The sequence below is a fragment of the Thiomonas sp. TH-17 genome, assembly GCF_057473305.1.
Genome location: NZ_JBYCKI010000032.1, coordinates 67,880 through 89,781, shown reverse-complemented (window position 1 = coordinate 89,781; position 21,902 = coordinate 67,880). Strand labels below are relative to the sequence as shown.

General features: G+C 65.5%; 20 protein-coding genes. 12 read left to right on the top strand and 8 right to left on the bottom strand.

Features of this window, described 5'->3' with window-relative positions; genetic code table 11:
- Positions 1-190: 190 nt before the first annotated feature.
- From xdhC to xdhA, 3 genes are read right to left on the bottom strand one after another with little or no spacing between them, the layout of a single operon-like run.
- Positions 191-1,108: a xanthine dehydrogenase accessory protein XdhC gene (xdhC, locus tag AC2VLV_RS02675; protein ID WP_486988505.1), complete on the bottom strand. Its 918-nt coding sequence runs from the start codon at positions 1,106-1,108 to the stop codon at positions 191-193.
- Positions 1,105-3,615 (bottom strand): xanthine dehydrogenase molybdopterin binding subunit, encoded by a 2,511-nt coding sequence (gene xdhB / locus AC2VLV_RS02670; RefSeq protein ID WP_486988504.1) that lies wholly within the window; start codon positions 3,613-3,615, stop codon positions 1,105-1,107. Before xdhB ends, xdhC begins: the two co-directional genes overlap by 4 nt.
- Before the next feature lie 10 nt (positions 3,616-3,625).
- Positions 3,626-5,218, bottom strand: coding sequence for a xanthine dehydrogenase small subunit (xdhA, locus tag AC2VLV_RS02665; RefSeq protein WP_486988503.1), 1,593 nt, complete (start codon positions 5,216-5,218; stop codon positions 3,626-3,628).
- Between the two features lie 147 nt (positions 5,219-5,365).
- Between xdhA and AC2VLV_RS02660 the strand changes: the two genes are divergently transcribed.
- The 7 genes from AC2VLV_RS02660 (at position 5,366) to AC2VLV_RS02630 (ending at position 13,827) form a co-directional block, all read left to right on the top strand.
- The gene (locus AC2VLV_RS02660) at positions 5,366-6,292 is read left to right on the top strand and encodes a LysR family transcriptional regulator (protein WP_156052649.1); all 927 of its coding nucleotides are present in this window, start codon (positions 5,366-5,368) and stop codon (positions 6,290-6,292) included.
- Positions 6,293-6,377: 85 nt separating this feature from the next.
- Complete coding sequence (locus tag AC2VLV_RS02655; protein WP_486988502.1) at positions 6,378-7,685, top strand: NCS2 family permease; 1,308 nt, start codon at positions 6,378-6,380, stop codon at positions 7,683-7,685.
- Between the two features lie 10 nt (positions 7,686-7,695).
- Complete coding sequence (guaD, locus tag AC2VLV_RS02650) at positions 7,696-9,042, top strand: guanine deaminase (RefSeq protein ID WP_486988501.1); 1,347 nt, start codon at positions 7,696-7,698, stop codon at positions 9,040-9,042.
- A gap of 89 nt (positions 9,043-9,131) precedes the next feature.
- Positions 9,132-10,676, top strand: coding sequence for an ABC transporter ATP-binding protein (locus tag AC2VLV_RS02645; RefSeq protein WP_486988500.1), 1,545 nt, complete (start codon positions 9,132-9,134; stop codon positions 10,674-10,676).
- Positions 10,663-11,736, top strand: a complete 1,074-nt coding sequence (locus AC2VLV_RS02640; protein WP_486988499.1) for an ABC transporter permease — start codon at positions 10,663-10,665, stop codon at positions 11,734-11,736. Before AC2VLV_RS02645 ends, AC2VLV_RS02640 begins: the two co-directional genes overlap by 14 nt.
- Before the next feature lie 12 nt (positions 11,737-11,748).
- Positions 11,749-12,669 (top strand): ABC transporter permease, encoded by a 921-nt coding sequence (locus AC2VLV_RS02635; RefSeq protein WP_486988498.1) that lies wholly within the window; start codon positions 11,749-11,751, stop codon positions 12,667-12,669.
- A 63-nt stretch (positions 12,670-12,732) separates the two neighbouring features.
- A complete protein-coding gene (locus AC2VLV_RS02630) occupies positions 12,733-13,827 on the top strand; it encodes a BMP family ABC transporter substrate-binding protein (RefSeq protein ID WP_486988497.1) in 1,095 nt (364 codons plus the stop codon).
- Positions 13,828-13,889: 62 nt separating this feature from the next.
- Here the strand turns inward: AC2VLV_RS02630 and AC2VLV_RS02625 are convergent, their stop codons facing one another.
- Positions 13,890-14,591, bottom strand: a complete 702-nt coding sequence (locus AC2VLV_RS02625; protein ID WP_486988496.1) for a pirin family protein — start codon at positions 14,589-14,591, stop codon at positions 13,890-13,892.
- 138 nt (positions 14,592-14,729) lie between these two features.
- On the opposite strand from AC2VLV_RS02625, the gene AC2VLV_RS02620 reads away from it, so the two are divergent.
- From AC2VLV_RS02620 to AC2VLV_RS02610, 3 genes are all read left to right on the top strand, one after another.
- Positions 14,730-15,779, top strand: a complete 1,050-nt coding sequence (locus AC2VLV_RS02620; protein ID WP_486988495.1) for an adenosine deaminase — start codon at positions 14,730-14,732, stop codon at positions 15,777-15,779.
- 8 nt (positions 15,780-15,787) lie between these two features.
- Positions 15,788-16,360, top strand: coding sequence for a DUF1415 domain-containing protein (locus AC2VLV_RS02615; RefSeq protein WP_486988494.1), 573 nt, complete (start codon positions 15,788-15,790; stop codon positions 16,358-16,360).
- A 76-nt stretch (positions 16,361-16,436) separates the two neighbouring features.
- Positions 16,437-17,426 (top strand): dienelactone hydrolase family protein, encoded by a 990-nt coding sequence (locus AC2VLV_RS02610; RefSeq protein ID WP_486988493.1) that lies wholly within the window; start codon positions 16,437-16,439, stop codon positions 17,424-17,426.
- A gap of 25 nt (positions 17,427-17,451) precedes the next feature.
- Here the strand turns inward: AC2VLV_RS02610 and AC2VLV_RS02605 are convergent, their stop codons facing one another.
- The 4 genes from AC2VLV_RS02605 to AC2VLV_RS02590 all read right to left on the bottom strand — a co-directional run bounded on the left by AC2VLV_RS02605 (position 17,452) and on the right by AC2VLV_RS02590 (position 20,525).
- Positions 17,452-17,886 (bottom strand): universal stress protein, encoded by a 435-nt coding sequence (locus AC2VLV_RS02605; protein ID WP_486988492.1) that lies wholly within the window; start codon positions 17,884-17,886, stop codon positions 17,452-17,454.
- 25 nt (positions 17,887-17,911) lie between these two features.
- Positions 17,912-18,346, bottom strand: a complete 435-nt coding sequence (locus AC2VLV_RS02600; RefSeq protein ID WP_486988491.1) for a universal stress protein — start codon at positions 18,344-18,346, stop codon at positions 17,912-17,914.
- Positions 18,347-18,453: 107 nt separating this feature from the next.
- Complete coding sequence (locus AC2VLV_RS02595; protein WP_486988490.1) at positions 18,454-19,317, bottom strand: sulfurtransferase; 864 nt, start codon at positions 19,315-19,317, stop codon at positions 18,454-18,456.
- Positions 19,318-19,418: 101 nt separating this feature from the next.
- A complete protein-coding gene (locus tag AC2VLV_RS02590; RefSeq protein WP_486988489.1) occupies positions 19,419-20,525 on the bottom strand; it encodes an aromatic ring-hydroxylating oxygenase subunit alpha in 1,107 nt (368 codons plus the stop codon).
- A 132-nt stretch (positions 20,526-20,657) separates the two neighbouring features.
- On the opposite strand from AC2VLV_RS02590, the gene AC2VLV_RS02585 reads away from it, so the two are divergent.
- Positions 20,658-20,924, top strand: coding sequence for an exodeoxyribonuclease VII small subunit (locus AC2VLV_RS02585; protein WP_486988488.1), 267 nt, complete (start codon positions 20,658-20,660; stop codon positions 20,922-20,924).
- Positions 20,911-21,891, top strand: coding sequence for a polyprenyl synthetase family protein (locus AC2VLV_RS02580; RefSeq protein WP_486988487.1), 981 nt, complete (start codon positions 20,911-20,913; stop codon positions 21,889-21,891). The genes AC2VLV_RS02585 and AC2VLV_RS02580 overlap by 14 nt, the downstream gene beginning before the upstream one ends.
- The last annotated feature ends 11 nt before the right edge of the window (positions 21,892-21,902 follow it).

Genomic DNA, 21,902 nt, shown 5'->3' with positions numbered 1-21,902 from the left:
GTGAGCGACGACGAACTGGCCCGCCGCCGCGCCGAGCAGGACGCCCGCGGCTGGAAGCCCGCGGCCCCGCGCGCCCGCAAGGTGAGCCAGGCGCTCAAGGCCTACGCCAAGCTGGTGACCAGCGCCGACAAGGGCGCGGTGCGCGACGCCGAATTGTTGGACGATTGACGCGGGACGGGTGGCGGCCCGATCAACCGATCTGCGCCGCCACCTGAAGCAACTGCGCCGCCACCGAAGCGGCGATGACTTCGGGCGCCTTGCCGGGAATGCCGGGGATGCCCACCGGGCAGACCAGCCGCTTCAGCGCCTCGTCGGAAACGCCGCGTTCGCGCCAGCGCCGTACAAAGCGCGCGCGCTTGGTGGCCGAGCCGATGAGGCCGAACCAACCGATGTCAGTTCCGCACGGCCGTTCCGAAGGGGCTGACACCCCCTCGGGGGGGGACGCGCGCAGCGAGTCAGGGGGTAGTGCCGCATCGGCGCGCCGCAGAATGGTTTCGCCCAGGCGGAAGTCCAGGTCGTGGCTGTGGGTCATCACCAGATAGAAGGCGCCGGGCGGCGCCGTGGCGATTTCGGCTTCCGGCGCGTCCACCGCCAGGGCGCGTAGCGTGGAGGGCCACTCGCCGCCGACTTCGGGTGCGAAGGCGTCTAACGGGAACTCCTGCTCGCGCTCATCGATCCAGTCGATGTGACAAGGCAGAGGGCGTAAGGCGCGCACAAGCGCCCGGCCGACATGGCCCGCGCCAAAGAGCTGCAGATGAAACAGCGGATCGGGCGCGGGAAGCGCGCCGCTGGCCGCAATCTCGTAGCGAAGCTCGACGTGGCCGCCGCAGCATTGCCCGAGTGCGGGGCCGAGGGCGTGGCTTTCGAGGTGGGGTTCGGCTGGCGTCCCGGCAGCCCAGCGTGCACGCAGTTGCCGCGCGGTGGCGATGGCCTTGTATTCCAGATGTCCGCCGCCGATGCTGCCGCGGGTTTGTGTGGCCCCAACCAGCATGCAGGCGCCTTGTTCGCGCGGCGCGGAGCCGCGCACCCGGCTGAGGGTGACGCAGACCCAGGGCGCTTGCGCCGGTTCGGCATCAAGCAGGTTGAGCGGTGCGGGTTCGCGTTTCATGGCGCTGCAGAACTCTGCTGGTTGCGCACCGCCTCGATGGCATCGAGTATGGCTTCGGGCGTGGCCGGCGCGCGCAGGGGCGGGTCGATGCGGTGGTCGCCCACGGCGGAGATGGCATCGCGTATCGCCAGCAGCACCGAGAAGGGCAAGAGCAAAGGTGGCTCGCCGACGGCCTTGGAGCGATGGATGGTTGGCTGGGCGTTGGCGTTGTCGAACAGTGCGGTGCGAAACGTTGGCGGGCAGTCGTTGGCGGTGGGAATCTTGTAGGTGCTGGGGGCGTGGGTGAGCAGCAGCCCGGTTTTCGGGTGCCACACCAGTTCTTCCATCGTGAGCCAGCCCATGCCCTGAATGAACGCGCCTTCGACCTGCCCGATGTCGATGGCCGGATTGAGCGACTTGCCGGCGTCGTGCAGCAGGTCGGCGCGCAGCAGGCGCCATTCGCCGGTGAGCGTATCGACCAGCACTTCGCTGACCGCAGCACCGTAGGCGAAGTAGTAGAACGGGTGGCCGGTGAGCGTGTTGGCATCCCAATGCAGGTCAGGCGTGGTGTAGAAGCCGTCGCTCCACAACTGCACCCGGGCGAGATAGGCCTGCTGCACCAGGGTGGCGAAGGGCAGGGTGGCGTCGCCGGTGTGCACCATGCCGCTACTGAAGCGCACCGACTCGGTGCGACCGCCGTGCCGTTCGGCGGCGAAGGCCGCCAGGCGCAGGCGCAGGGTGCGCGCGGCGTCGAGCGCGGCCATGCCGTTGAGGTCGGCCCCGGTGGACGCGGCGGTGGCCGAGGTGTTGGCCACCTTGTGAGTGTCGGTGGCGGTGCAGCGCACGGCGGCGAAATCCAGCCCCAGTTCCTCTGCGACGACTTGCGCCACCTTGGTGTTCAGCCCTTGCCCCATTTCGGTGCCGCCGTGGTTCACCAGCACGCTGCCATCGGTGTAGATGTGCACGAGCGCACCCGCCTGGTTCAGGTGCACGACATTGAACGAAATGCCGAACTTCACCGGGGTGAGCGCCAGCCCTTTCTTGAGTACGAGGCTGTGGGCGTTGAAGCGGGCGATGGCGGCACGGCGCGCAGCATAGTCGGCGCTCTGCGCGAGCTGGTCCACCAGCGGGGTGATGACGTTGTCGGTCACGCCTTGGCCGTAGGGCGTGTGGTTGTTGCGGCCGATACCGTAGAAGTTGGCGCGGCGCACCTGAAGGGCGTCATGCCCCAGCTTGCGGGCGATGGTGTCGAGCACGAACTCGGTGACGAGGGCGCCTTGCGGCCCGCCGAAGCCCCGAAAGGCCGTGTTGCTCTGGGTGTTGGTCTTGGCCACGAATCCGTGGATGGCGACGTTGGGCAGCCAGTAGGCGTTGTCCACATGGCAGATGGCGCGGGTGAGCACCGCGCCGGAGAGATCGGCGGAATGCCCGGCATTGGCGATGAGCGTGACCTCGTAGGCGAGGATGCGACCGTCGTCATCGAAGCCCACGGCGTAGTCGTACTCGAAACCGTGGCGTCGGCCGGTGATGAGAAAGTCGTCGTCGCGATCGAGCCGCAGTTTCACCGGCCGCTGCAGCAGGTAGGCGGCCAGCGCTGCGCAGCAGGCGAACTGCGCCGACTGCGATTCCTTGCCGCCGAAGCCGCCGCCCATGCGCCGGCATTCGACCTGCACCTGGTGCTGCATCCAGCCCAGCATGTGCGCCACGACGTGCTGCATCTCGCTGGGGTGCTGGGTGGAGCAGAGCACGCGCATGCCCGCATTTTCGGTGGGCATGGCATAGGCCACCTGGCCTTCGAGGTAGAACTGCTCCTGGCCGCCCACGCTCAGGCTGCCCTGCAGGCGATGCGGGGCGGCGGCCATCGCCCGTTCGAGTTCGCCGGGGGCCGTCTCGCGCGTGAGGTGCATAGGGGGCAGCACATACTGACCCTGGGCGTGGGCTTCGCGTGCGGTGAGCACCGCAGGCAGGGCTTCGGCCTGTATCACCTCGCGGGCCAGTGCCGCCGCGCGGCGCGCGAGGGTCTGTGTGGTGGCCACGACGAAGAAGACCGGCTGGCCAACGAAGCGCAGCGTGCCGTCGGCCAGAATCGGGTCGTCGTGCACCACGGGGCCGCAGTCGTTCGTCGCTGGAATATCGGCTGCGGTGAAGATGGCCACCACGCCGGGCTGGGCGCGCAGGCGCTCAAGGTCGATGCCGAGCAATCTGCCGTGGGCGAACGGCGACAAGCCGAGTGCGGCATGCAGCGTGCCCTGCAGCTCTGGCGCGTCATCGGTGTAGGTGGCCTGCCCGCTGACGTGCAGATGCGCCGATTCATGCGGCGGAGTGGACGGCCCCCACGCTCCCGCTTCGCGGTCGCTGCCCCCCAAGGGGGCGCACCCCGCCTTGGGGCGGCCCGGCGGCGGGCTGACACCGACGCGAGCACCTTCGTGCAGGGCGGGCCATTCAGCTTCGCTCCAAGCTGTGTTGTCCTGGCGGGCAAAGTTCGGAATGGCGGGCGATAGTGACAAGAGGTCGTGGGGCTTGTTCATGGTGCGCTCCTCAAACCGTGTGCGGCGCGGGCATCAGGCCAGACCAGACGCTGGTCAGGCTGGCGGGCAGGGGCGCTTCGGGACGGGTTTCCAGCCAGAATCGCCACAGCAGATTGCGCGCCACCCGCTGCCGATGGGCGCTGCTGGCGCGCAGATCGGTCAAGGGCTGAAAGTCGGCGTCGAGTGCCTGCATGGCCGCGTGCACGCTGGCTTCGCTCCAGGGCTGGCCCAGCAGCGCGGCTTCGGCCTGCGCCGCGCGCTTGACCACCGCCGCCATGCCGCCGAAGGCCAGACGTGCGTGGCTGACGCGGCCTTGCGCATCCAGCCGCAGGGCCAGGGCGCAGCTCACCGCCGAAATATCGCAGTCGTAGCGCTTGGAGAGTTTGTAGGCGCGCAGCCGCAGCGCCTGCTGCGGGGTTTCGCTCGTGGTGGGCAAAGGCACTTCGATGGCCCGCAGGAACTCGCCGGGCTGAAGGGCGTTTTTCATATAGTCGAGATAGAAGTCTGCAAGCGGTAGCCGTCGCTGCACCGGCCCGCGCTGCAGCAGCAGCACGGCGTCGAGCGCGAGCAGCACCGGCGCGCTGTCGCCGATGGGCGAGCCGTTGGCCACATTGCCGCCCAGAGTGCCGGCGTGGCGCACCGGTGGCCCGGCGAAGCGCAGCGCCATTTCGCGCAGCTCGGGCCAGTGGTGAACCAGCGCGGCCCAGGCCTCTTCCAGCGGCGCGGCCGCGCCAATGCGAAGCTGGGGGCCGTCGTGTTCCACCGTATGCAACTCGCGCACATCGCCCAGGTAGAGCAGATCGCCCACATCGCGGAACTGCTTGTTGGTCCACAGGCCGATGTCGGTGGCACCGGCCAGCAGTCTGGCCTCTGGTCGTTCGGTCCGGACGGCGGCAAATTCAGCAAGGGTGCGTGGGGCAATGAAATGGTCGATGCGGGGCTGACCCTTTGCATCGAGGTAGGCGGGGTTGGGTGCGGCGTGCACAAAAGGCTCGGTCGTGCGTTCGGCGATCTGGCGCAGCAGCGCGGCAAGGGGCTCGGGGTCGAGCCGCGCTGCTGGCGCCTCGAACATGGCCTGACCCGCATCGAGAATGGGGCGGTAACCGGTGCAGCGGCAGAGATTGCCCGACAGGTCGTCGGCGAGCTGCTGCCGCGTGGGCCGGGTGCCCGCGCCCTGGTGGCGCTCGTAGCTCGCGTAAAGCGACATGGCGAAGCCGGGGGTGCAAAAGCCGCACTGCGAGCCGTGACAATCGACCAGGGCCTGCTGCACCGGGTGCAGCGCACGACCGGGGGCAAGTTGCTGAAGGTCTTCGACGGTCAACAGCGCCTTGCCGTGCAGCGTGGGCAAGTAGCGGATGCAGGCGTTGATCGGGCGCAGCTGCAAAGCCCCCACGGTCACCGCGGCGCAATCTTGGTTGATGCCATCGGCCAGCTCCGCCACGACCACGGTGCAGGCGCCGCAATCGCCTTCGGCGCAGCCTTCCTTGGTGCCGCACTGGTGCGCCTGCTCGCGCAGCCACTGAAGCACGGTGGTGGTGACGGGCAGACCGCTGACTTCGGTGATCTGGCCGCGATGGACGAAGCGGATAGGTTGGGTGTTCATGGCAGATAGCGGGCCATCAGGCGGTGGAAATGTGAAAACAGAGTGAAGCACGATGCTGCAAGTATTGGGCCACGATCTGGCGCGATTGACATATGCTGAACTGTATACAAAACATGCGAAGCGGCCGATGCCGCAAGGAGCTGCACCATGAACAATGCGCTGGACTCCATTGACCTGCATCTCATCCGGGTATTGCATACCGTGCTGACCGAATCGAATGTTTCCCGCGCCGCCATGCGGCTGGGCTCGACCCAGCCCGCCGTGAGCGCCGCGCTGCGTCGCCTGCGCGGCATCACCGGCGATGAACTGCTGGTGCGCAGCGGCAATGCCATGGTGCCCACCGCGTTCGGCGCCAGTCTGATCGAACCGAGCGCTTGCATCCTGCGGGAAGCGCAGCGCTTGCTCGGCGGCGCCAGTCCGTTCGATGCGATGCACAGCACGCGGCAGTTTCGCCTGGTGGCGGCCGACTATATGGACCCGGCCTTTCTGCCGCAGCTCATCGCCACGCTCAAACGTGAAGCGCCGCTGTGCGGGGTGGACGTGCTGCCGCTGTCGGCCACGCTGGATTACCGCCATGCGCTGGCCGCCGGCGATGTCGATGCCGTGCTAGGCAACTGGCTGGAGCCGCCGCAGGATCTGCACCTTGCGCCGCTGATCGAAGATGAAATCGTCTGTCTGGTCGCCGCCGATCACCCCGCGCTGCGGCGCGGTCTGGATCTGGAGCAGTATCTGCAGGCCGAGCATGTGGCGCCGTCGCCGTTGCGCGCCGTGGGCGAAGGCGTGATCGACCAGCATCTGCACCATCTGGGGCTGCAGCGCAACGTCACGGTGCACTGCGCCTTTTTCAACCTGATTCCGGGCCTGGTGGCGCGCAGCCTGCTGGTGCTGACCACCGGACGCCGCTTCTGCCAACGCTATGTGGACGCTGGTTTGCCGGTGCACATCCTGCCCTGCCCGGTGCCGTTTCCGCCGCTGACCTATTACCTGCTGTGGCACGCCCGCGTGCATCTGGACGCCGCGCACCGCTGGCTGCGTGCGCATATTCGTGAGGCCGCCGACCCCCGGCCGGGCTGACCTCCTTCTCAACCCCGCGCCGATGCGGCACGGGCCTACCGACCTCGCCACCCTGAGCGAGGCGTTAAAACCCAGGAGACTGTTCATGAATCTGCAAACCTTGTTCAAGCTCGAAGCACACGGCACCGATGTGCGCACCGAGATTCTGGCGGGGGTGACGACGTTTCTCACCATGTCGTACATCATCTTCGTCAACCCGTCGATTCTGTCGACCACGGGCATGGACGCCAGCGCCGTGTTCGTCGCCACCTGTCTGGCGGCGGCCCTGGGCACCTTCATCATGGCTTTCGTCGCCAACTGGCCCATCGGTCTGGCGCCGGGCATGGGGCTGAACGCCTTTTTCGCCTTCACCGTGGTCAAGGGGATGGGTTTCACCTGGGAGCAGGCGCTCGGGGCGGTGTTCATCTCCGGCTGCATCTTCATTTTGCTGACCATCACCGGCGTGCGGTCGTGGCTGGTGGCCGGCATTCCGAAGTCGCTGCGTAGCGCCATTGCCGCGGGTATCGGCATGTTCCTGGCGATCATCGCGCTGTCGAACGCGGGGGTCGTGGTGGCGAATCCTGCCACCAAGGTCGGGCTGGGCAACCTGGCCTCGCTGCCGGTGGTGCTGGCAGCCGGCGGCTTTTTGCTCATCGCGCTGCTCGACTACTGGCGAGTACGCGGCGCCATTCTCATCGGCATCGTGGCGGTGACGCTGGCGAGCATGGCGCTTGGGCTGACCCAATATCAGGGCATCGTGTCGATGCCGCCGAGCATCGCGCCGACCTTCTTCAAGCTCGACATTCTGGGCGCGCTGCATGCCGGGTTTTTTCACATCATTCTGGTGTTCGTGCTGGTGGAAATTTTTGACGCCACCGGCACGCTCACCGGCATCGCCCGCAAGGCCGGGCTGCTGAAAGACGGCGCCAAGGACGGCCAGAGCGGCCTCGGTCGCGCGCTGTTTGCCGACAGTCTGGCCATTTTCTCGGGCTCGCTGCTGGGCACCAGCAGCACCACGGCTTATATCGAAAGCGCCTCCGGCGTGCAGGCTGGCGGCCGAACCGGGCTCACGGCACTCACCGTGGGCGTGCTGTTTCTCGCTGCGCTGTTCATCGCGCCGCTGGCCGCCGTGGTGCCCGCCTACGCCACCGCCCCGGCCTTGCTCTACGTTGCCGGGTTGATGATGCGCGAGCTGCTGGAAATCGACTGGAACGACATCACCGAATCGGTACCCTCGGCGCTGGCCGCGCTGATCATGCCCTTCACTTATTCCATCGCCAACGGGCTGGCGTTTGGCTTCATCATGTACGCCGCGCTCAAGCTGCTGACCGGGCGGGCACGAGAAGTGCATCCGGCCCTGTGGGTGGTGGCGGGGCTGTTTTTGCTGCGCTACGCGCTCTTTCCCTCCGACTGACTGACGATTGATGACTGCTGTGGACACTTTGCCTTCTACCGTCGCCCCCGGCCAAGCGCGCATGGCCTTGCGCGGCGACATCCTCTACTTCCTGCGCGACCCCGGCTGGAGCGAAGACGCCACCGGCGCCGTGCGCTTCGAGCCCGACGGCTGGCTGCTGATCGAGCAGGGCCGGGTGCAGGCGGTGCGCCCAGCCGACGACCCGCCGGATGCGAGCTGGGCGCGGCAGGACTGGCGCGGCCATCTGGTGATGCCGGGCTTCATCGACACCCATGTGCACGCGCCGCAGCTCGATGTCATCGCCTCATTCGGCGCGGCGCTGCTCGACTGGCTGGAGCGCTACACCTTCCCGGCCGAGGCGCGCTACGCCGACGCCGAGCAGAGCCGTTTAGGCGCCGAGCGCTTTCTGCATGCGCTGCTGGCGCACGGCACCACGTCGGCGCTGGTGTTTGCCACGGTACACAAGACCAGCAGCGAGGCGCTGTTCGAGGCCGGACGCCAAATCGGCATGCGGCTCATCACCGGCAAGGTGCTGATGGACAGCAACTGCCCGGCCGACCTGCGCGATGATGTCGCGCAGGCTGAAGCAGACTGCGTCGAGCTGATCGAGCGCTGGCATGGTGTCGACCGACTGGCCTACGCCGTGACACCCCGCTTCGCCGCCACCAGCAGTGACGCGCAGTTGGCTATGGCCGGCGGGCTGTTGCAGCGCTACGCCCAGCGCGCCGGCGGCCTCTACATGCAGACGCATGTGGCCGAGAACCGCGACGAAGTGCGATGGATTGCCGAGCTTTTTCCCGACAGCCGCAGCTACCTCGACGTGTACGACCGCCGCGGCCTGCTCACCCGCCGCAGCGTGCTGGCGCACGGCATCTGGCTCGACGATACCGACCGCCTGCGCATGGCGCAGGTAGGCAGCAGCATTGCCTTCTCACCGTCGTCCAACCTGTTTCTGGGCAGCGGCCTGTTCGACTGGGCCAAGGCCGAGGCTGCGGGCGTGGGGGTGGCCCCGGCGAGCGACGTGGGCGGCGGCACCAGTCTGTGCCAGTTGCGCACCCTGGCCGATGGCTACAAGGTGCTCGCGCTCCAAGCCCAGCGCATGACGGCCTGGCAGGGGCTTTACGCCGCCACCCGGGGCGCTGCGCGCGTCCTCGATCTGGAGCACGAGATCGGCCACTTCGCTCCCGGCACCGCGGCCGATGTGGTGGTGTGGCGCTGGGCCGAAGGCGCGGTGCAGCAGCGGCGGCAAGACATGGCACGCAGCTTGCATGAGCGTTTATTCGCGTGGATGCTACTGGCGGACGAACGCAATGTCGCGGCCACCTATGTGAGCGGGCAGTTGCGGTATCGACCGTGAAACCTTGAGGGACGGGGTGCCGCAGCTGCGCGCGGTCAGGTATAGGACAATCGTAATTTCACCTCACTCCGCTTCATTCGGTTTCTCCCATGCGGCTCGCGCTCGAACACATCAGCAAGTCCTATCCCGGCGTCAAGGCCAACGACGACATCAGCCTGGCGGTGCAGCCCGGGGAAATCCATGCGGTGTTGGGCGAGAACGGCGCGGGCAAGTCCACGCTGATGAAAATCATCTACGGCGCGGTGCAGCCCGATGCCGGGAGCATCGTGTGGAACGGAGCGCCCGTTCGCATGAAAAACCCCGGCATGGCCCGCGACCTGGGCATCGCCATGGTGTATCAGCACTTCTCGCTGTTCGACACCCTCACCGCCGCCGAGAACATCTGGCTGGGACTGGGGCGCGGTGTCAGTCTGGTGGAAATCGAAACACGCATTGCGGACATCTCGGCGCGTTACGGGCTGGACTGCTCGCCGCGCCGCCCCGTGCACACCCTATCAGTCGGTGAGCGCCAGCGGGTGGAGATCATTCGCTGCCTGCTGGCCGATCCCAAGCTCCTCATCCTCGACGAGCCGACTTCGGTGCTCACGCCGCAGGCGGTCGAAAAACTGTTTGTGGTGCTGCGCCAGCTTGCGGCAGACGGCTGCAGCATTCTCTACATCAGCCATAAGCTCGACGAAATCCGCAGCCTGTGCCACAACTGCACCGTGCTGCGCGGGGGCAGGGTGAGCGGCCGCGTCGATCCGGCTCAGGAAACCGAGGCCAGCCTGTCGCGGCTGATGATCGGCGCCGATCCGCCCGCGCTGCAACACCGCCCGTCGCAGGCAGGCGAGGTGCTGTTGTCGGTGGACGATCTGGCCCTGCCGGGCGATGGCGAGTTCAGCGTGGCCATCGACCACCTCTCGCTGCAGGTGCGGGCCGGAGAGATTCTGGGCATCGCCGGGGTGTCGGGCAATGGTCAGCAGGAATTGCTCGCCGCGCTGTCGGGTGAAGACCGGCGCGCCCGCCCCGCGGCCGTGCGGCTGGCGGGCGAGCCGGTGGGCACACTCGGTCCCGGTCAACGCCGCAAGCGCGGGCTGCACTTCATCCCGGAAGAACGCTTAGGAAGAGCCACGGTGCCGGTGCTGTCGCTGGAGCAGAACATGCTCCTGACTGCGCGTCCCGCCGAGGCGACGACGCGGGGCCTGATCCGCCGCCAGACCCTGCGCGAGCAGGCGCAGGCGGTCATTCAGCGCTTTGGCGTCAAAGCCAGCGGGCCGCAGGCCGCGGCGCGCAGCCTGTCGGGTGGCAATCTGCAGAAATACATCGTGGGCCGCGAAATACTCGGTCGGCCCCGCGTGCTGATCGTTGCGCAGCCGACCTGGGGCGTGGACGTGGGCGCGGCGGCGCAGATCCGCGCCGAGCTGCTGGCGCTGCGCGACGGGGGCTGCGCCGTGCTGGTCATCTCGGAAGAACTCGACGAACTGTTCGAAATTGCCGACCGGCTGCAGGTGATGGCGCGCGGCAAGCTGTCGCCCTCCATCGCCCGCGCCGACGCCACGGTTGAGCAAGTCGGCATGTGGATGAGTGGGCTGTGGCCGCAAGGCCCGGCCACCACCGCGCAAGCCGCAACGGAGGCAGCGCATGTTGCGGCTTGAACCCCGGGGCGTGCCTTCAAGGTGGATGGTGTGGCTGTCGCCGCTTTTGGCGCTGGGCATTACCGTGGCTTTCGGCGTGGGCATTTTTCTGGCCATGGGCAAGAGCCCGGTCCACGGCCTGAGCATGTTTTTCTGGGAGCCGGTCAAGACCGCCTACAACCTGTCGGAACTGGCGCTCAAGGCCACGCCGCTCATTCTCATCGGCCTGGGGCTGGCGGCCTGTTATCGCAGCAATGTGTGGAATATCGGCGCCGAAGGGCAATACATCCTGGGCGCAATTTTTGGCGGCGGCGTGGCGCTGCTGGCCGGCGACCACACCTCTCACGCCATCGTGCTGCCCATTTTGCTGGCCGGCATTCTGGGCGGCATGGTGTGGGCGGCGCTGGTGGCGGCGCTGCGCGATTGGTTCAACGCCAACGAAATCCTGGTCAGCCTGATGCTGGTGTACGTCGCGCAATATCTGCTCGACTATCTGGTGTACGGCCCGTGGAAGGACCCGGAGGGCTACAACTTTCCGCAGACCAAGATGTTTGCCGACCCCACGTTGCTGGGCCACTTGATTGAAGGCACGCGGCTGAACTGGGGTTTCCCCATCGCGCTGGTGGCAGTGGGTTTGGTGTGGCTGTTTTTGTTTCGCAGCGTGGCCGGGTTTCGCCTGCAGGTGGGCGGGTTGGCGCCGGGCGCGGCGCGCTACGCCGGTTATTCCTCGCGCAAGGCGTTGTGGACGGTGCTGCTGATGTCGGGCGGGTTTGCCGGTCTGGCCGGGGCGCTCGACGCCATCGGCCCGCTGCAGCAGCTCACGCCGCAGGTGTCGCAGGGCTACGGTTTCGCGGCCATCATCGTGGCCTTCGTCGGGCGGCTCAATCCGGTGGGTATCGTGCTGTCGGGCGCGTTGATGGCGATGTTCTACATCGGCGGCGAACTGGCGCAGTCGCGTCTGGGTCTGCCCAATGCGATGACGGGCGTATTCCAGGGCCTGCTGCTGTTTTCGCTGCTCGCCTGCGATACCTTGATCTACAACCGCATCCGTTTCAAGAGTGCCCGTTTTCTCAAGCGCTGAAGGACATCACGCATGGATATGGCCGCTTCTCTCATCGCCACCACCCTGAGCGCGGGTACGCCGCTGGCGTTGGCTTCGCTTGGCCTGCTGATCAACGAAAAGTCGGGCGTGGTCAACCTCGGCGCCGAAGGCATGATGCTGATGGCCGCGGTCATCGGCTTTGCCGTGGCGCTGCACACCGGCAATCAGTGGGCCGCCTTCGGCGCGGGGGCCGTGGCCGGCGCGCTGATGGCCGGCGCCTTGGGGCTGCTGGTGATCTGGCTCAACACCAATCAATACGCCACCGGGCTGGCGCTCACGCTGTTCGGCGCCGGGCTGTCGGCCTTCATTGGCATTGACTATGTGGGCAAGACCCTGCCCAACTTTCAGCCGTGGGACATTCCGGGGCTGAGCGATTTGCCCTTCATCGGCCCGGCGCTGTTTCGCCATCACCTCATGGTGTATCTCACTGTGCTGCTGGCCCTTGGTCTGATCTGGTTTTTCGACCGCACCCGAGCCGGCCTGGTGCTGCGCGCGGTGGGCGAGTCCCCCGAATCGGCGCATGCCCTGGGCTATCCGGTGCGGCGCATCCGTCTGCTGGCCTTGATGTGCGGCGGCGCGCTGGTGGGTGTTGCCGGCGCGTATCTTTCCGTGATCTATACGCCCTTGTGGGTGCAGGGCATGACGGCAGGGCGGGGCTGGATCGCCCTGGCGCTGACCACCTTCGCCACGTGGCGCCCGGCGCGTGTGCTGCTCGGCGCGTATCTGTTCGGCGGGGTGACCATGCTGCAGTTCTTCTTTCAGGGCAGCGGCGTGCAGATTCCGTCGCAGTTCCTGTCAATGCTGCCTTACATTGCCACCATCGTGGTGCTGGCGCTGATGTCGCGCAACCCGCTGTGGATTCGCATCAATATGCCTTCGTCCATCGGCAAGCCGTTCACTCCCGGAGGGTGAGTTTTTCTCGCACGCGGGCACGATTTTTGTATACAGTTTCACATCACTTTTACGGAGGACTCCATGTTGAAAACAATGTTGAAAAAACCGCTGGTCGCGCTTGCGGCCGTGGCCAGTGTGTTGGCGATGAGCGCGGCGCCAGCGCATGCCACCGATCCGCTGAAGGTCGGCTTCGTCTACGTCGGCCCGGTGGGCGATGCCGGCTGGAGCTTTGCGCACAACCAGGCTCGCCTGGCGCTGCAGGCTAAATTTGGCGACAAGATCAAGACGCAGTTCGTGGAGAGCGTGCCGGAAGGCCCGGATTCGGCCCGCGTCTTCCGCGATCTGGCGCAGCAGGGCGACGGCCTGATTTTCGCCACCAGCTTTGGCTATATGGAATCGGTGCTGCGCGTGGCGAAAGATTTTCCGAACATCAAGTTCGAGCACGCCACCGGCTATAAAACCGCCAAGAACGTCGGCACCTACGACGCCCGCACCTATGAGGGCGCTTACCTCGCCGGTGTGCTCGCCGGGGGCATGACCAAGACCAATGTGCTGGGCGTGGTGGGCTCGGTGCCCATTCCCGAAGTGATCCGCAACATCGACTCCTTCACCCTGGGGGCGCAGTCGGTCAATCCGAAGATCAAGACCAAGGTCGTCTGGGTGAACAAATGGTTCGATCCGCCGAAGGAAACCGAGGCCGCCACCTCGCTCATCAACCAGGGCGCCGACGTGCTATTCCAGAACACCGATTCGCCCGCCGTGCTGCAGACCGCGGCCAAAATGGGCAAATACGGTTTTGGCTGGGACAGCAATATGAGCAAGTTCGGCGGCAAATCGCATCTGGCCTCGGCCACGATCAACTGGGCGCCGCTGTATGAAATGCTCACCGCCGAAGTGCTCAAGGGCGACTGGAAACCTGCGCAATACTGGTGGGGCATGAAGCACGACACCATTCAACTGCAGGAAATCAGCCCCGCCGTGCCAGAGGCGCTGAAAAAGACCGTGCTCGAGCGCGAGGCCGGTCTGAAGAACGGCAGCTTCAGTATCTGGAAGGGCCCCATCGTCGATCAGTCTGGCAAGACGATGGTAGCGGCGGGTCAGGTGGCCGACGACAAATTCCTCCACGGCATCACGTTCTACGTGAAGGGTGTGGAAGGCAAGGTGCCGGGGCAGTAAGCCACCAGAGTTTTTGCTAGCTGAAAACGGGCCGGTGACTGCAAGAGCCGGCCCGTTTTCATTCAGGCCGCGGCGTCGACCAGCACGACTTCCGCCTCTTCGAGGGCAGTCAGACGCAGCAGGGTTTCGTCGCGGATGGCAGCACCGTCCCGAGCTTGCAGACTCACGCCATTGACCTCCACTTTTCCCCGCGCGGGAACGAGATAGGCCCTGCGGCCCGCGCCCAGCGCGTACTCGACCGAGTCGCCTGCCTTGAGCGTTGCGCCCAGCACGCGGGCATCGGCACGGATCGGCAGCGCTTCGCCATCATCCTTCATCCCGCTGGCCAGGGGGATGAAGCGGCCGGATCGGTCGGTTTTCGGGAACGGCTTGGCGCCCCAGGCCGGGGGCTCGCCGCGACGGTTGGGGACAATCCAGATCTGAAAAATGGTCGTCGGGACGGCTTCCCGGTTGAATTCGGAATGACGGATGCCAGTGCCAGCACTCATCACCTGCACATCACCCGCCTCGGTGCGCCCGCGATTGCCCAGACTATCTTCATGCGTGATGGCGCCTTCGCGCACATAGGTGATGATTTCCATATCGGCATGCGGGTGCGGCGCAAAACCGGTCGAGGGGGCGATGGTGTCGTCGTTCCAGACGCGCAGCGCCCCCCAATTCATCCGCTTGGGGTCGTGATAGCCGGCGAACGAAAAGTGGTGTCGCGTGTCCAGCCAATCCAGGCGGTCGCCGCCGAGTTGTTCAAGCGGTCTGCGTTCGATCATGTCGTGCTCCTGTTGGAAGACTTATTTGTAAAGCGCAACATAGTTCAAGGATGACGGTTTTGCTGGGCGGGGGGTGAGGGAGGAACCTCTTTGCGGGCTGCGTCTACACTCATTCATCCATTTTCAGAGCCCTTCATCATGCCCCGTCCAGACATCTCCCCACGGCCCGAGCAGCGTGTCACCGATCTGCTTCGTGTCAGCCCGAAGGCCGAATTGCACGTGCACATCGAGGGGACGCTCGAGCCCGAACTGATCTTCGCGCTGGCCCGGCGCAACGGCGTGACGCTGCCCTACGCGGATGTGGAAGCGCTGCGCAAGGCCTACGCCTTCACCGACCTGCAATCCTTCCTCGATCTGTACTACGCCGGATGCGATGTGCTGCGCACCGAACAAGACTTTTTCGATCTGGCCTGGGCCTACTTTCAACGTGCCGCGCAGGATCATGTGGTGCGCGTGGAGCCGTTTTTCGACCCGCAGAGCCATACCGCACGCGGCGTCGGTTTCGAGGTGTTCATGCCGGCCTTCATCCAGGCGGCGCAGCGGGCGCAGAACGAACTCGGGCTGAGTGTCGGCTGGATTGTGAGCGTGCTGCGCCACCTGCCCGAAGAAGACGCCTTGCAGATGCTCGATGCAGCGCAGCCCTGGCTCGACCATCTCATCGGCATCGGGCTCGATTCGTCCGAGCGCGGCAATCCGCCCGAGAAGTTTGCCCGGGTATTTGCCCGCGCTCGCCAAATGGGTCTGCATGCCGTGGCGCATGCGGGTGAAGAAGGCCCGCCGGCCTATGTGCTGGGCGCGCTTGACGTGCTGAAAGTCGAGCGCATCGACCACGGCGTGCGCGCCAGCGAAGACCCGGTCTTGATGCAGCGTCTGGCCCGTGAGCAGATGCCGCTCACCGTCTGCCCGCTGTCGAATGTGCGGCTGTGCGTGGTGCCCGATCTGGCACAGCACAACCTGCCGCAGCTGCTTGCCGCTGGGCTGAAAGTCACGGTCAATTCCGACGATCCGGCGTATTTCGGCGGGTATATCAACGACAACCTGACCGAGTTGTTCGCCGCGCAACCCGCCTTGGGTGCGCCGCAGGCCTACGCGCTGCTGCGCAACAGCCTCGAAGCGAGCTTCGCCGCCGATGGCGACAAGGCGCTGTGGGTCGCGCAGCTCGATGCGCAGTGGCGACAAGCCGCCTGACGCATGGCATGAACCGCCCGCAATCGCTCGCAGATCCCGTGGTGGCGCAGACCCGCGTCTGGGTTGACCGCATGGTGATCGGGCTGAATCTGTGCCCCTTTGCCAAGGCGCCGCAGGTGAAAGGCCGTATCCGCTATGTGCATTGCGAGGCCACGACGCCCGAGGACTTGCTGAGCAGCCTCGGCGATGAGCTGCAACTGCTGATGCGTACCGCGCCGGACGAGGTGGAAACCACTTTGCTCATCCACCCGCACACGCTCGCACATTTCGCACATTACAACGCCTTTCTCGACGAGGCCGATGCGCGGGTGGAACAACTTGGCCTGCGCGGCATCCTGCAGATCGCGAGCTTTCACCCGCAGTATCGGTTTGCCGGAGCTCGCCCGGATGACGTGACCAACGCGACCAATCGCTCACCGTTTCCCATGCTGCATCTCATCCGAGAATCCAGCATCGACCGAGCGGTGGCCGCTTTTCCCGAAGCGGCCACCATCTACCAGGCCAACCGGGCGACGATGCGCCGTCTCGGCAAGCAGGGCATCGCGGCCTTGCTGGCGCAGTGTCGGAGCGGGGCGGGGTAGGTCAATTTATCCCCACCTGCATCACTGGATTGGCTCGCTGTAGCATTTGCTCACATTTCGACGTGAGGAGACAGCGATGTGGAACGAAGATCTGAAGGCCGAATTCCAGAGTCTCGCACCGGGCCGTCCCGACGGCGAGCTTTCCCGGCGTGATTTCGTGCGTACCGCGCTGGGGGTGAGTTTTGCCGCAGCGGCAGGGCCGGTGATCGCACAGACCGTGGTGCAAACCTCTGCCGACGGCCTGCTCGCCGGAGAGGTGCAGATCGAATCCGGCGATCAGAAGATTCCGGTCTACCGGGCGCAGCCCAAGGGCAAGACCGATTTGCCCGTAGTGCTGGTGGTGTCGGAGATTTTCGGGGTGCACGAGCACATCGCCGATGTCGCGCGACGCTTCGCGCATCAGGGTTATCTGGCGCTGGCGCCCGATCTGTTCGTGCGGCAGGGCGACCCGATGGCCTATGGCAGCATTGCCGAGGTGATGAGCAAGGTCATCTCCAAAGTCCCGGATGCTCAGGTGATGCAGGATCTGGACGCCTGCCGCAACTGGGCGCTGGCCAACGGCGGCAAGGCTGGCCATGTCGGCATCACCGGGTTCTGCTGGGGCGGGCGCATGGTGTGGCTTTACTGCGCTCACGCCCCTGTGCTGGCTGGCGTGGCCTGGTATGGTCGCCTGGTCGGCACGCCGTCCGAGCTGTCGCCCAAGAACCCGGTGGACATCGCCAAGGATCTCAAGGCGCCGGTACTCGGCCTGTACGGTGGTAAAGACCAGGGCATTACGCAGGAATCAGTTGAGCAGATGCGCAAGGCGCTTGCCGACGGCAGCGCTGCGGCCAAGGCGTCCGAAATCGTGGTGTATCCCGACGCCGGTCACGGTTTTCACGCCGACTACCGGCCCAGCTACAACGCCAAGGACGCCCAGGACGGCTGGAAACGCGCGCTGGCCTGGCTGCGTCAGCACCAAGTGGTTGCCGTCGCCGCCGCCGAAGAGCCGCCGCAGGACGGCATGTGCCAGACGGAAAGTGGGTTTCCGCAGACTTTCCCGGTGGACAAACTGCTCAGCGGCTGAGACAGCATTTACGGCGCCCTTGACCTCAGCGAACGACCAGCACCGGCAGTTTGGAATGCGACAGCACCCGTGAGGTCTGGCTGCCCAGCATGGCCGAACTCATGCCGCTGCGGCCGTGCGAGGCAATGACAATGGCGTCGCAGCCCTGCTTTTCGGCGGCGGCGAGCAGGCCGCGCCAGGCCTGGGCGTCTTCTTCCACCACGGTGTCGCAACTCAGCTCGGCGGCATTGATGCGCTCGCTCACGTGCTGCAGCGCCACGTTGGCCTGCTTGCGCACTTCGTCCTGCCACTGATCCATGCCGACAGGCATGACTTCGATCGCTCCGATGTAGGGATACAGGTCGATGACCGAGCAGACGGTGATTTTGGAGCCGAACTTTTTCGCCACCTCGATGGCATAGGGCAGCGCTTTGTCCGCGAGCTCTGAGCCGTCTGTGGACAACAGTAGATGGTTGAACATGGGAGTGCTCCTTTTGAAAGGCTGGTCAGCGCAGAACCAGTACCGGAATGGTGGAATGGGTCAGTAGCTTCTGGGTTTCGCTGCCCAGCAGCAGAGCCTGCATGCCGCGGCGTCCGTGCGAGGCGATCACCACCAAGTCGCAACCCCGGTCCTTGGCCACGTCGAGCATGGCTTTCCAGGGGTGGATGTCTTCGGCAATGATGGGCTCGAAGGCCAGATCAGCGGCCTTGCAGGCGTCCTGCAGGGGCTTGAGGGCGTCTTCCGCCAGTTGAGTGACGTGCACGCGGTATTGATCCGCTGTGATGGGCACCGTCTCGGCCAGGCCGGAGTAGGGATACGGGTCGGTGACGTTGAGCCCCACCACTGAAGCGCCACAGCTTTTGGCCAGCGCTACCGCATGGGGAATCACTTTGCCCCCGGTATCGGAACCGTCGGTGGGGACGAGTATTTTTTTGTACATATCGATCTCCTTTTAGAGAAGAGAAGCTGATCGGGATTGCGGTGAATGGAAGCCTCAATCACTACCCATATGCTGCTCCTCGAATGTATTGGCTGGCTTGTTGCAGATCAAACCTTGCCGGGCGCGCGCCCTGTTGCGACGGGCCGGGCCGGATCGGCGCACCACTCGCTCCAGGAGCCGGGGTACAGCAGGCTGCCGTCCATGCCGGCGTAGGTCATGGCCAGCAGGTTGTGGCAGCCTGTGACGCCGGAGCCGCAATGATGGATCACATCGCGCGGGTCCCAGTCTTCGAGCAGTGCGGTGAATTCTTCGCGCAGTTGCTCGCGCGATTTGAAGGTGCCGTCGGGCTGCAGATTGGTCTGGAAGAAGCGGTTTTTCGCCCCGGGAACATGCCCGCCGACCGGATCGATCGGCTCGACTTCGCCCGCATATCGCTCCGGCGCGCGTGCGTCCAGAACGAGGTGCTTGCCGCTGTGCAAGTTGTCGAGCACGCCGCGCGCAGGCACGGCCCCCGCCAGCGCGGGGCTGCGGCTGAAGTCGCCCGGGGCGCGGGCCGCTGGCGCCGCGCCCTCGCACGCGCCGCCAGCGGCCGGCCAGGCCTGCCAGCCGCCGTCGAGCACGGCCACCGCATCATGGCCGAGCCAGCGCAGCATCCACCACAGGCGCACGGCAAAGCTGCCGCCGGCTCGGTCGTAAACGACGACCTGCTGGTTTTGGCGCAGGCCGAGTTGGGCGAGTCGGGCTGCGAAGGCGTCGGGATCGGGCAGGGGGTGCCGACCGTTGTGCCCGCTTTTTGGGGCGGACAGGTCGCGGTCGAGATGAAGAAAAATCGCGCCAGGAATATGGGCCTGGTCATAGGCCTGCTGGCCCGCTTCGGGCTGGGCGAGGTCATGGCTGCAGTCGACGAGGTAGGCGTCACGCAGTGAGGCCAGCTCGGAGGCGGTAATCAGGGTGGTGTAGCGGGTTGACATGAGGCGAAAACTCCGTCAGGGAGACAGCGGGAAGTGAACCATAAAACAACAAAGCCCCGCATGGGAATACCGATGCGGGGCGAGTGGGCAAGCGTGCGCGCTCAGGCTGGAACCTGCAGCTTGTAGCGGTACCAGGCGTGGAAATGTCGCATGCCGTCTTCCATCGGCGATTGGTAGGGGCCGTGCTGGTCGTCGCCGCGTTCAAATAGCGCCTTGCGGCCAGCGTCCATGCGCTCGGCGATCTCGTCGTCTTCTGCGCAGGTTTCCATATAGGCCGCGCGCTCGGCCATGATGAACTCGCGCTCGAACGCTGCGATTTCTTCGGGGTAGAAAAACTCCACCATGTTCAGGGTCTTTTGCGGGCCAAGCGGATAGAGCGTGGACACCACGAGCACATGGGGATACCACTCCAGCATGATGTTGGGGTAGAGCGTGAGCCAGATGGCGCCGTGTTCGGGTAGCTTTTTGTCGGAGCGGAAGTTGAGCACCGCCTGATGCCATTTGCTGTACACCGCGCTGCCCGGGTGTTGCAGACCTTGATGGACGCCCACGGTCTGTACGCTCCATTCCGGCGCGAACTGCCATTGCAGCACGTTGCAGTCGACGAACTTGCCCAGCCCGGGGTGGAAGGGCACGACGTGGTAGTCCTCCAGATAGACCTCGATGAAGGTCTTCCAGTTGTAGTTGCACACGTGCATTTCGGTGTGGTCGTGCACGAAGCCGGTGAAATCGAACTCCTTGAGCACGGCGAGTTGCTCCATGGTCTGGGCCACGGGATAGCCGTTGTCCTCGAACATCATGCCGTTCCAGCGCTGTAGCGGGTAGGTTTGCAGATGCAGGCAGGGGTCTTGCTCGAAGTGAGGAGCGCCGACGAGTTGACCGTCGAGGCCGTAGGTCCAGCGATGCAGCGGGCAGACAATGTTCTTGCCCGTGCTGCCCATGCCGCGCAGCATCACGGCCTGCCGGTGGCGGCAGACGTTGGAAAGCAGTTCAATGCCTTCAGGCCCGTGAATCAGTGCGCGCCCTTCACCTTCCTGGGCGAGCGCGGCGTAATCGCCAATCTTGGGCACCGTGAGTTCATGTCCGAGATAGCGCGGGCCAGCGCGGAATATCTGTTCCTGCTCCAGCTTGAACAGGTCGTCATCGAAATAGGTCGAAACCGGCAATTGCAAATGATCTTGCGACAGACGAATGCTCAGATCGGACATGATGGCGATGCACCTCCACAATTCGTTGAAAAAAACCCCTACCTAACGTTGCGGCCGATTGTAGAGTCCATGCTTCATGCCGAGCCGCGATGCCGCGCCTAAAATGGGCGCCTTTCATCCCCTCTCCACATGATGCCCGCCGCCAAAACTGCCCGCCATGCCGATCAGGCCCCCGCCAGCTACGAACAGGCGCTGGCCGAGTTGGAGCAGATCGTGCAGGCCATGGAGGGAGGGCAGCTCAGCCTCGACGACTCGCTGACTTCCTACAAGCGCGGCAATCTGCTGCTGCAGTTCTGCCGCGGCAAACTGCAGGCGGTGGAGCAGCAGGTTCAGGTGCTCGATGGCGAGCAGCTCAAACCCTTGCGCACGGAACCCGATGAGGAGGATGACCGTGTCTGAGGTGCTGCATTTGGAGAGCGTGCCGCCGGGCTCCACCCAGCCGGGCGTACTGCCACTCAATCACTCCTTCGACCACTGGCTGCGCCAGCACCAGGCCCGGGCCCAGCAGTTGATCGTGCGCTTCGTGCCGCCGGGCCACCCGCTGGTGCCGCAGTTGCACGAAGCGATGCACTATGCCGCGGCCATGGGGGGCAAGCGCGTTCGCCCCTTGCTGGTGTGGGCGGCTGGCGAGTGTGTGCAGGCCGACGATCAGGCGCTCGACCGCGCCGCCTGCGCGGTGGAACTGGTGCATGCCTATTCGCTGGTGCACGACGATCTGCCCTGCATGGACGACGACGTGCTGCGGCGCGGCCAACCCACAACCCATGTGCGATTTGGCGAAGCCCTGGCCCTGCTGGCCGGAGATGCCTTGCAAGCCCTGGCCTATGAAGTGCTGACGCCCGAGGCAGACATCGCCCCGGCGCTGCAGGCGCGGCTGTGTGCGCTGCTGGCGCGGGCTTCCGGCGCTGACGGCATGGCCGGCGGCCAGACGCTCGACATCCTTGCGACCGGAGGCGCGGTCAGCGGTGACGATCTGATGCACATGCACAGCCGCAAGACGGGCGCCCTGCTCAAGGCCAGCGTGCTGATGGGCGCGGCCTGCGGCGGGTTTGACTCGGCGCATCCGGCCCAAACGTATACGGCTCTGGAAACCTATGGCGACGCCGTGGGCCTGGCCTTTCAGGTAGTAGATGACATTCTGGATGTCACCGGCGATTCTCATACCCTCGGAAAAACCGCGGGCAAGGACGCGCAGCAAAACAAGTCCACCTACGTTTCGGCGCTGGGTCTCGACGCCGCGCGCAAGCTGGCGCATGGTCTGCGCGACAAGGCGCAAGCCGCACTCGACGCCCTGCCGCCGCCGCAGCGCGCGGCCAGCCAGCGTTTGCGCGAACTTGCCGATCTAATCGTGTTGCGCGAGCATTGATCTGGCCACGC

Excerpts from the sequence above, each read along its gene's own strand:
- xdhC (WP_486988505.1), bottom strand. The coding sequence starts at position 1,108 with ATGAAACGCGAACCCGCACCGCTCAACCTGCTTGATGCCGAACCGGCG.
- AC2VLV_RS02660 (WP_156052649.1), top strand. The coding sequence starts at position 5,366 with ATGAACAATGCGCTGGACTCCATTGACCTGCATCTCATCCGGGTATTG.
- xdhB (WP_486988504.1), bottom strand. The coding sequence starts at position 3,615 with ATGAACAAGCCCCACGACCTCTTGTCACTATCGCCCGCCATTCCGAAC.
- AC2VLV_RS02580 (WP_486988487.1), top strand. The coding sequence starts at position 20,911 with ATGACCGTGTCTGAGGTGCTGCATTTGGAGAGCGTGCCGCCGGGCTCC.
- AC2VLV_RS02615 (WP_486988494.1), top strand. The coding sequence starts at position 15,788 with ATGAACCGCCCGCAATCGCTCGCAGATCCCGTGGTGGCGCAGACCCGC.
- AC2VLV_RS02625 (WP_486988496.1), bottom strand. The coding sequence starts at position 14,591 with ATGATCGAACGCAGACCGCTTGAACAACTCGGCGGCGACCGCCTGGAT.
- AC2VLV_RS02620 (WP_486988495.1), top strand. The coding sequence starts at position 14,730 with ATGCCCCGTCCAGACATCTCCCCACGGCCCGAGCAGCGTGTCACCGAT.
- AC2VLV_RS02610 (WP_486988493.1), top strand. The coding sequence starts at position 16,437 with ATGTGGAACGAAGATCTGAAGGCCGAATTCCAGAGTCTCGCACCGGGC.
- AC2VLV_RS02600 (WP_486988491.1), bottom strand. The coding sequence starts at position 18,346 with ATGTACAAAAAAATACTCGTCCCCACCGACGGTTCCGATACCGGGGGC.
- AC2VLV_RS02635 (WP_486988498.1), top strand. The coding sequence starts at position 11,749 with ATGGATATGGCCGCTTCTCTCATCGCCACCACCCTGAGCGCGGGTACG.
- AC2VLV_RS02645 (WP_486988500.1), top strand. The coding sequence starts at position 9,132 with ATGCGGCTCGCGCTCGAACACATCAGCAAGTCCTATCCCGGCGTCAAG.
- AC2VLV_RS02655 (WP_486988502.1), top strand. The coding sequence starts at position 6,378 with ATGAATCTGCAAACCTTGTTCAAGCTCGAAGCACACGGCACCGATGTG.
- xdhA (WP_486988503.1), bottom strand. The coding sequence starts at position 5,218 with ATGAACACCCAACCTATCCGCTTCGTCCATCGCGGCCAGATCACCGAA.
- AC2VLV_RS02640 (WP_486988499.1), top strand. The coding sequence starts at position 10,663 with ATGTTGCGGCTTGAACCCCGGGGCGTGCCTTCAAGGTGGATGGTGTGG.
- AC2VLV_RS02630 (WP_486988497.1), top strand. The coding sequence starts at position 12,733 with ATGTTGAAAACAATGTTGAAAAAACCGCTGGTCGCGCTTGCGGCCGTG.
- AC2VLV_RS02605 (WP_486988492.1), bottom strand. The coding sequence starts at position 17,886 with ATGTTCAACCATCTACTGTTGTCCACAGACGGCTCAGAGCTCGCGGAC.
- guaD (WP_486988501.1), top strand. The coding sequence starts at position 7,696 with ATGACTGCTGTGGACACTTTGCCTTCTACCGTCGCCCCCGGCCAAGCG.
- AC2VLV_RS02595 (WP_486988490.1), bottom strand. The coding sequence starts at position 19,317 with ATGTCAACCCGCTACACCACCCTGATTACCGCCTCCGAGCTGGCCTCA.
- AC2VLV_RS02585 (WP_486988488.1), top strand. The coding sequence starts at position 20,658 with ATGCCCGCCGCCAAAACTGCCCGCCATGCCGATCAGGCCCCCGCCAGC.
- AC2VLV_RS02590 (WP_486988489.1), bottom strand. The coding sequence starts at position 20,525 with ATGTCCGATCTGAGCATTCGTCTGTCGCAAGATCATTTGCAATTGCCG.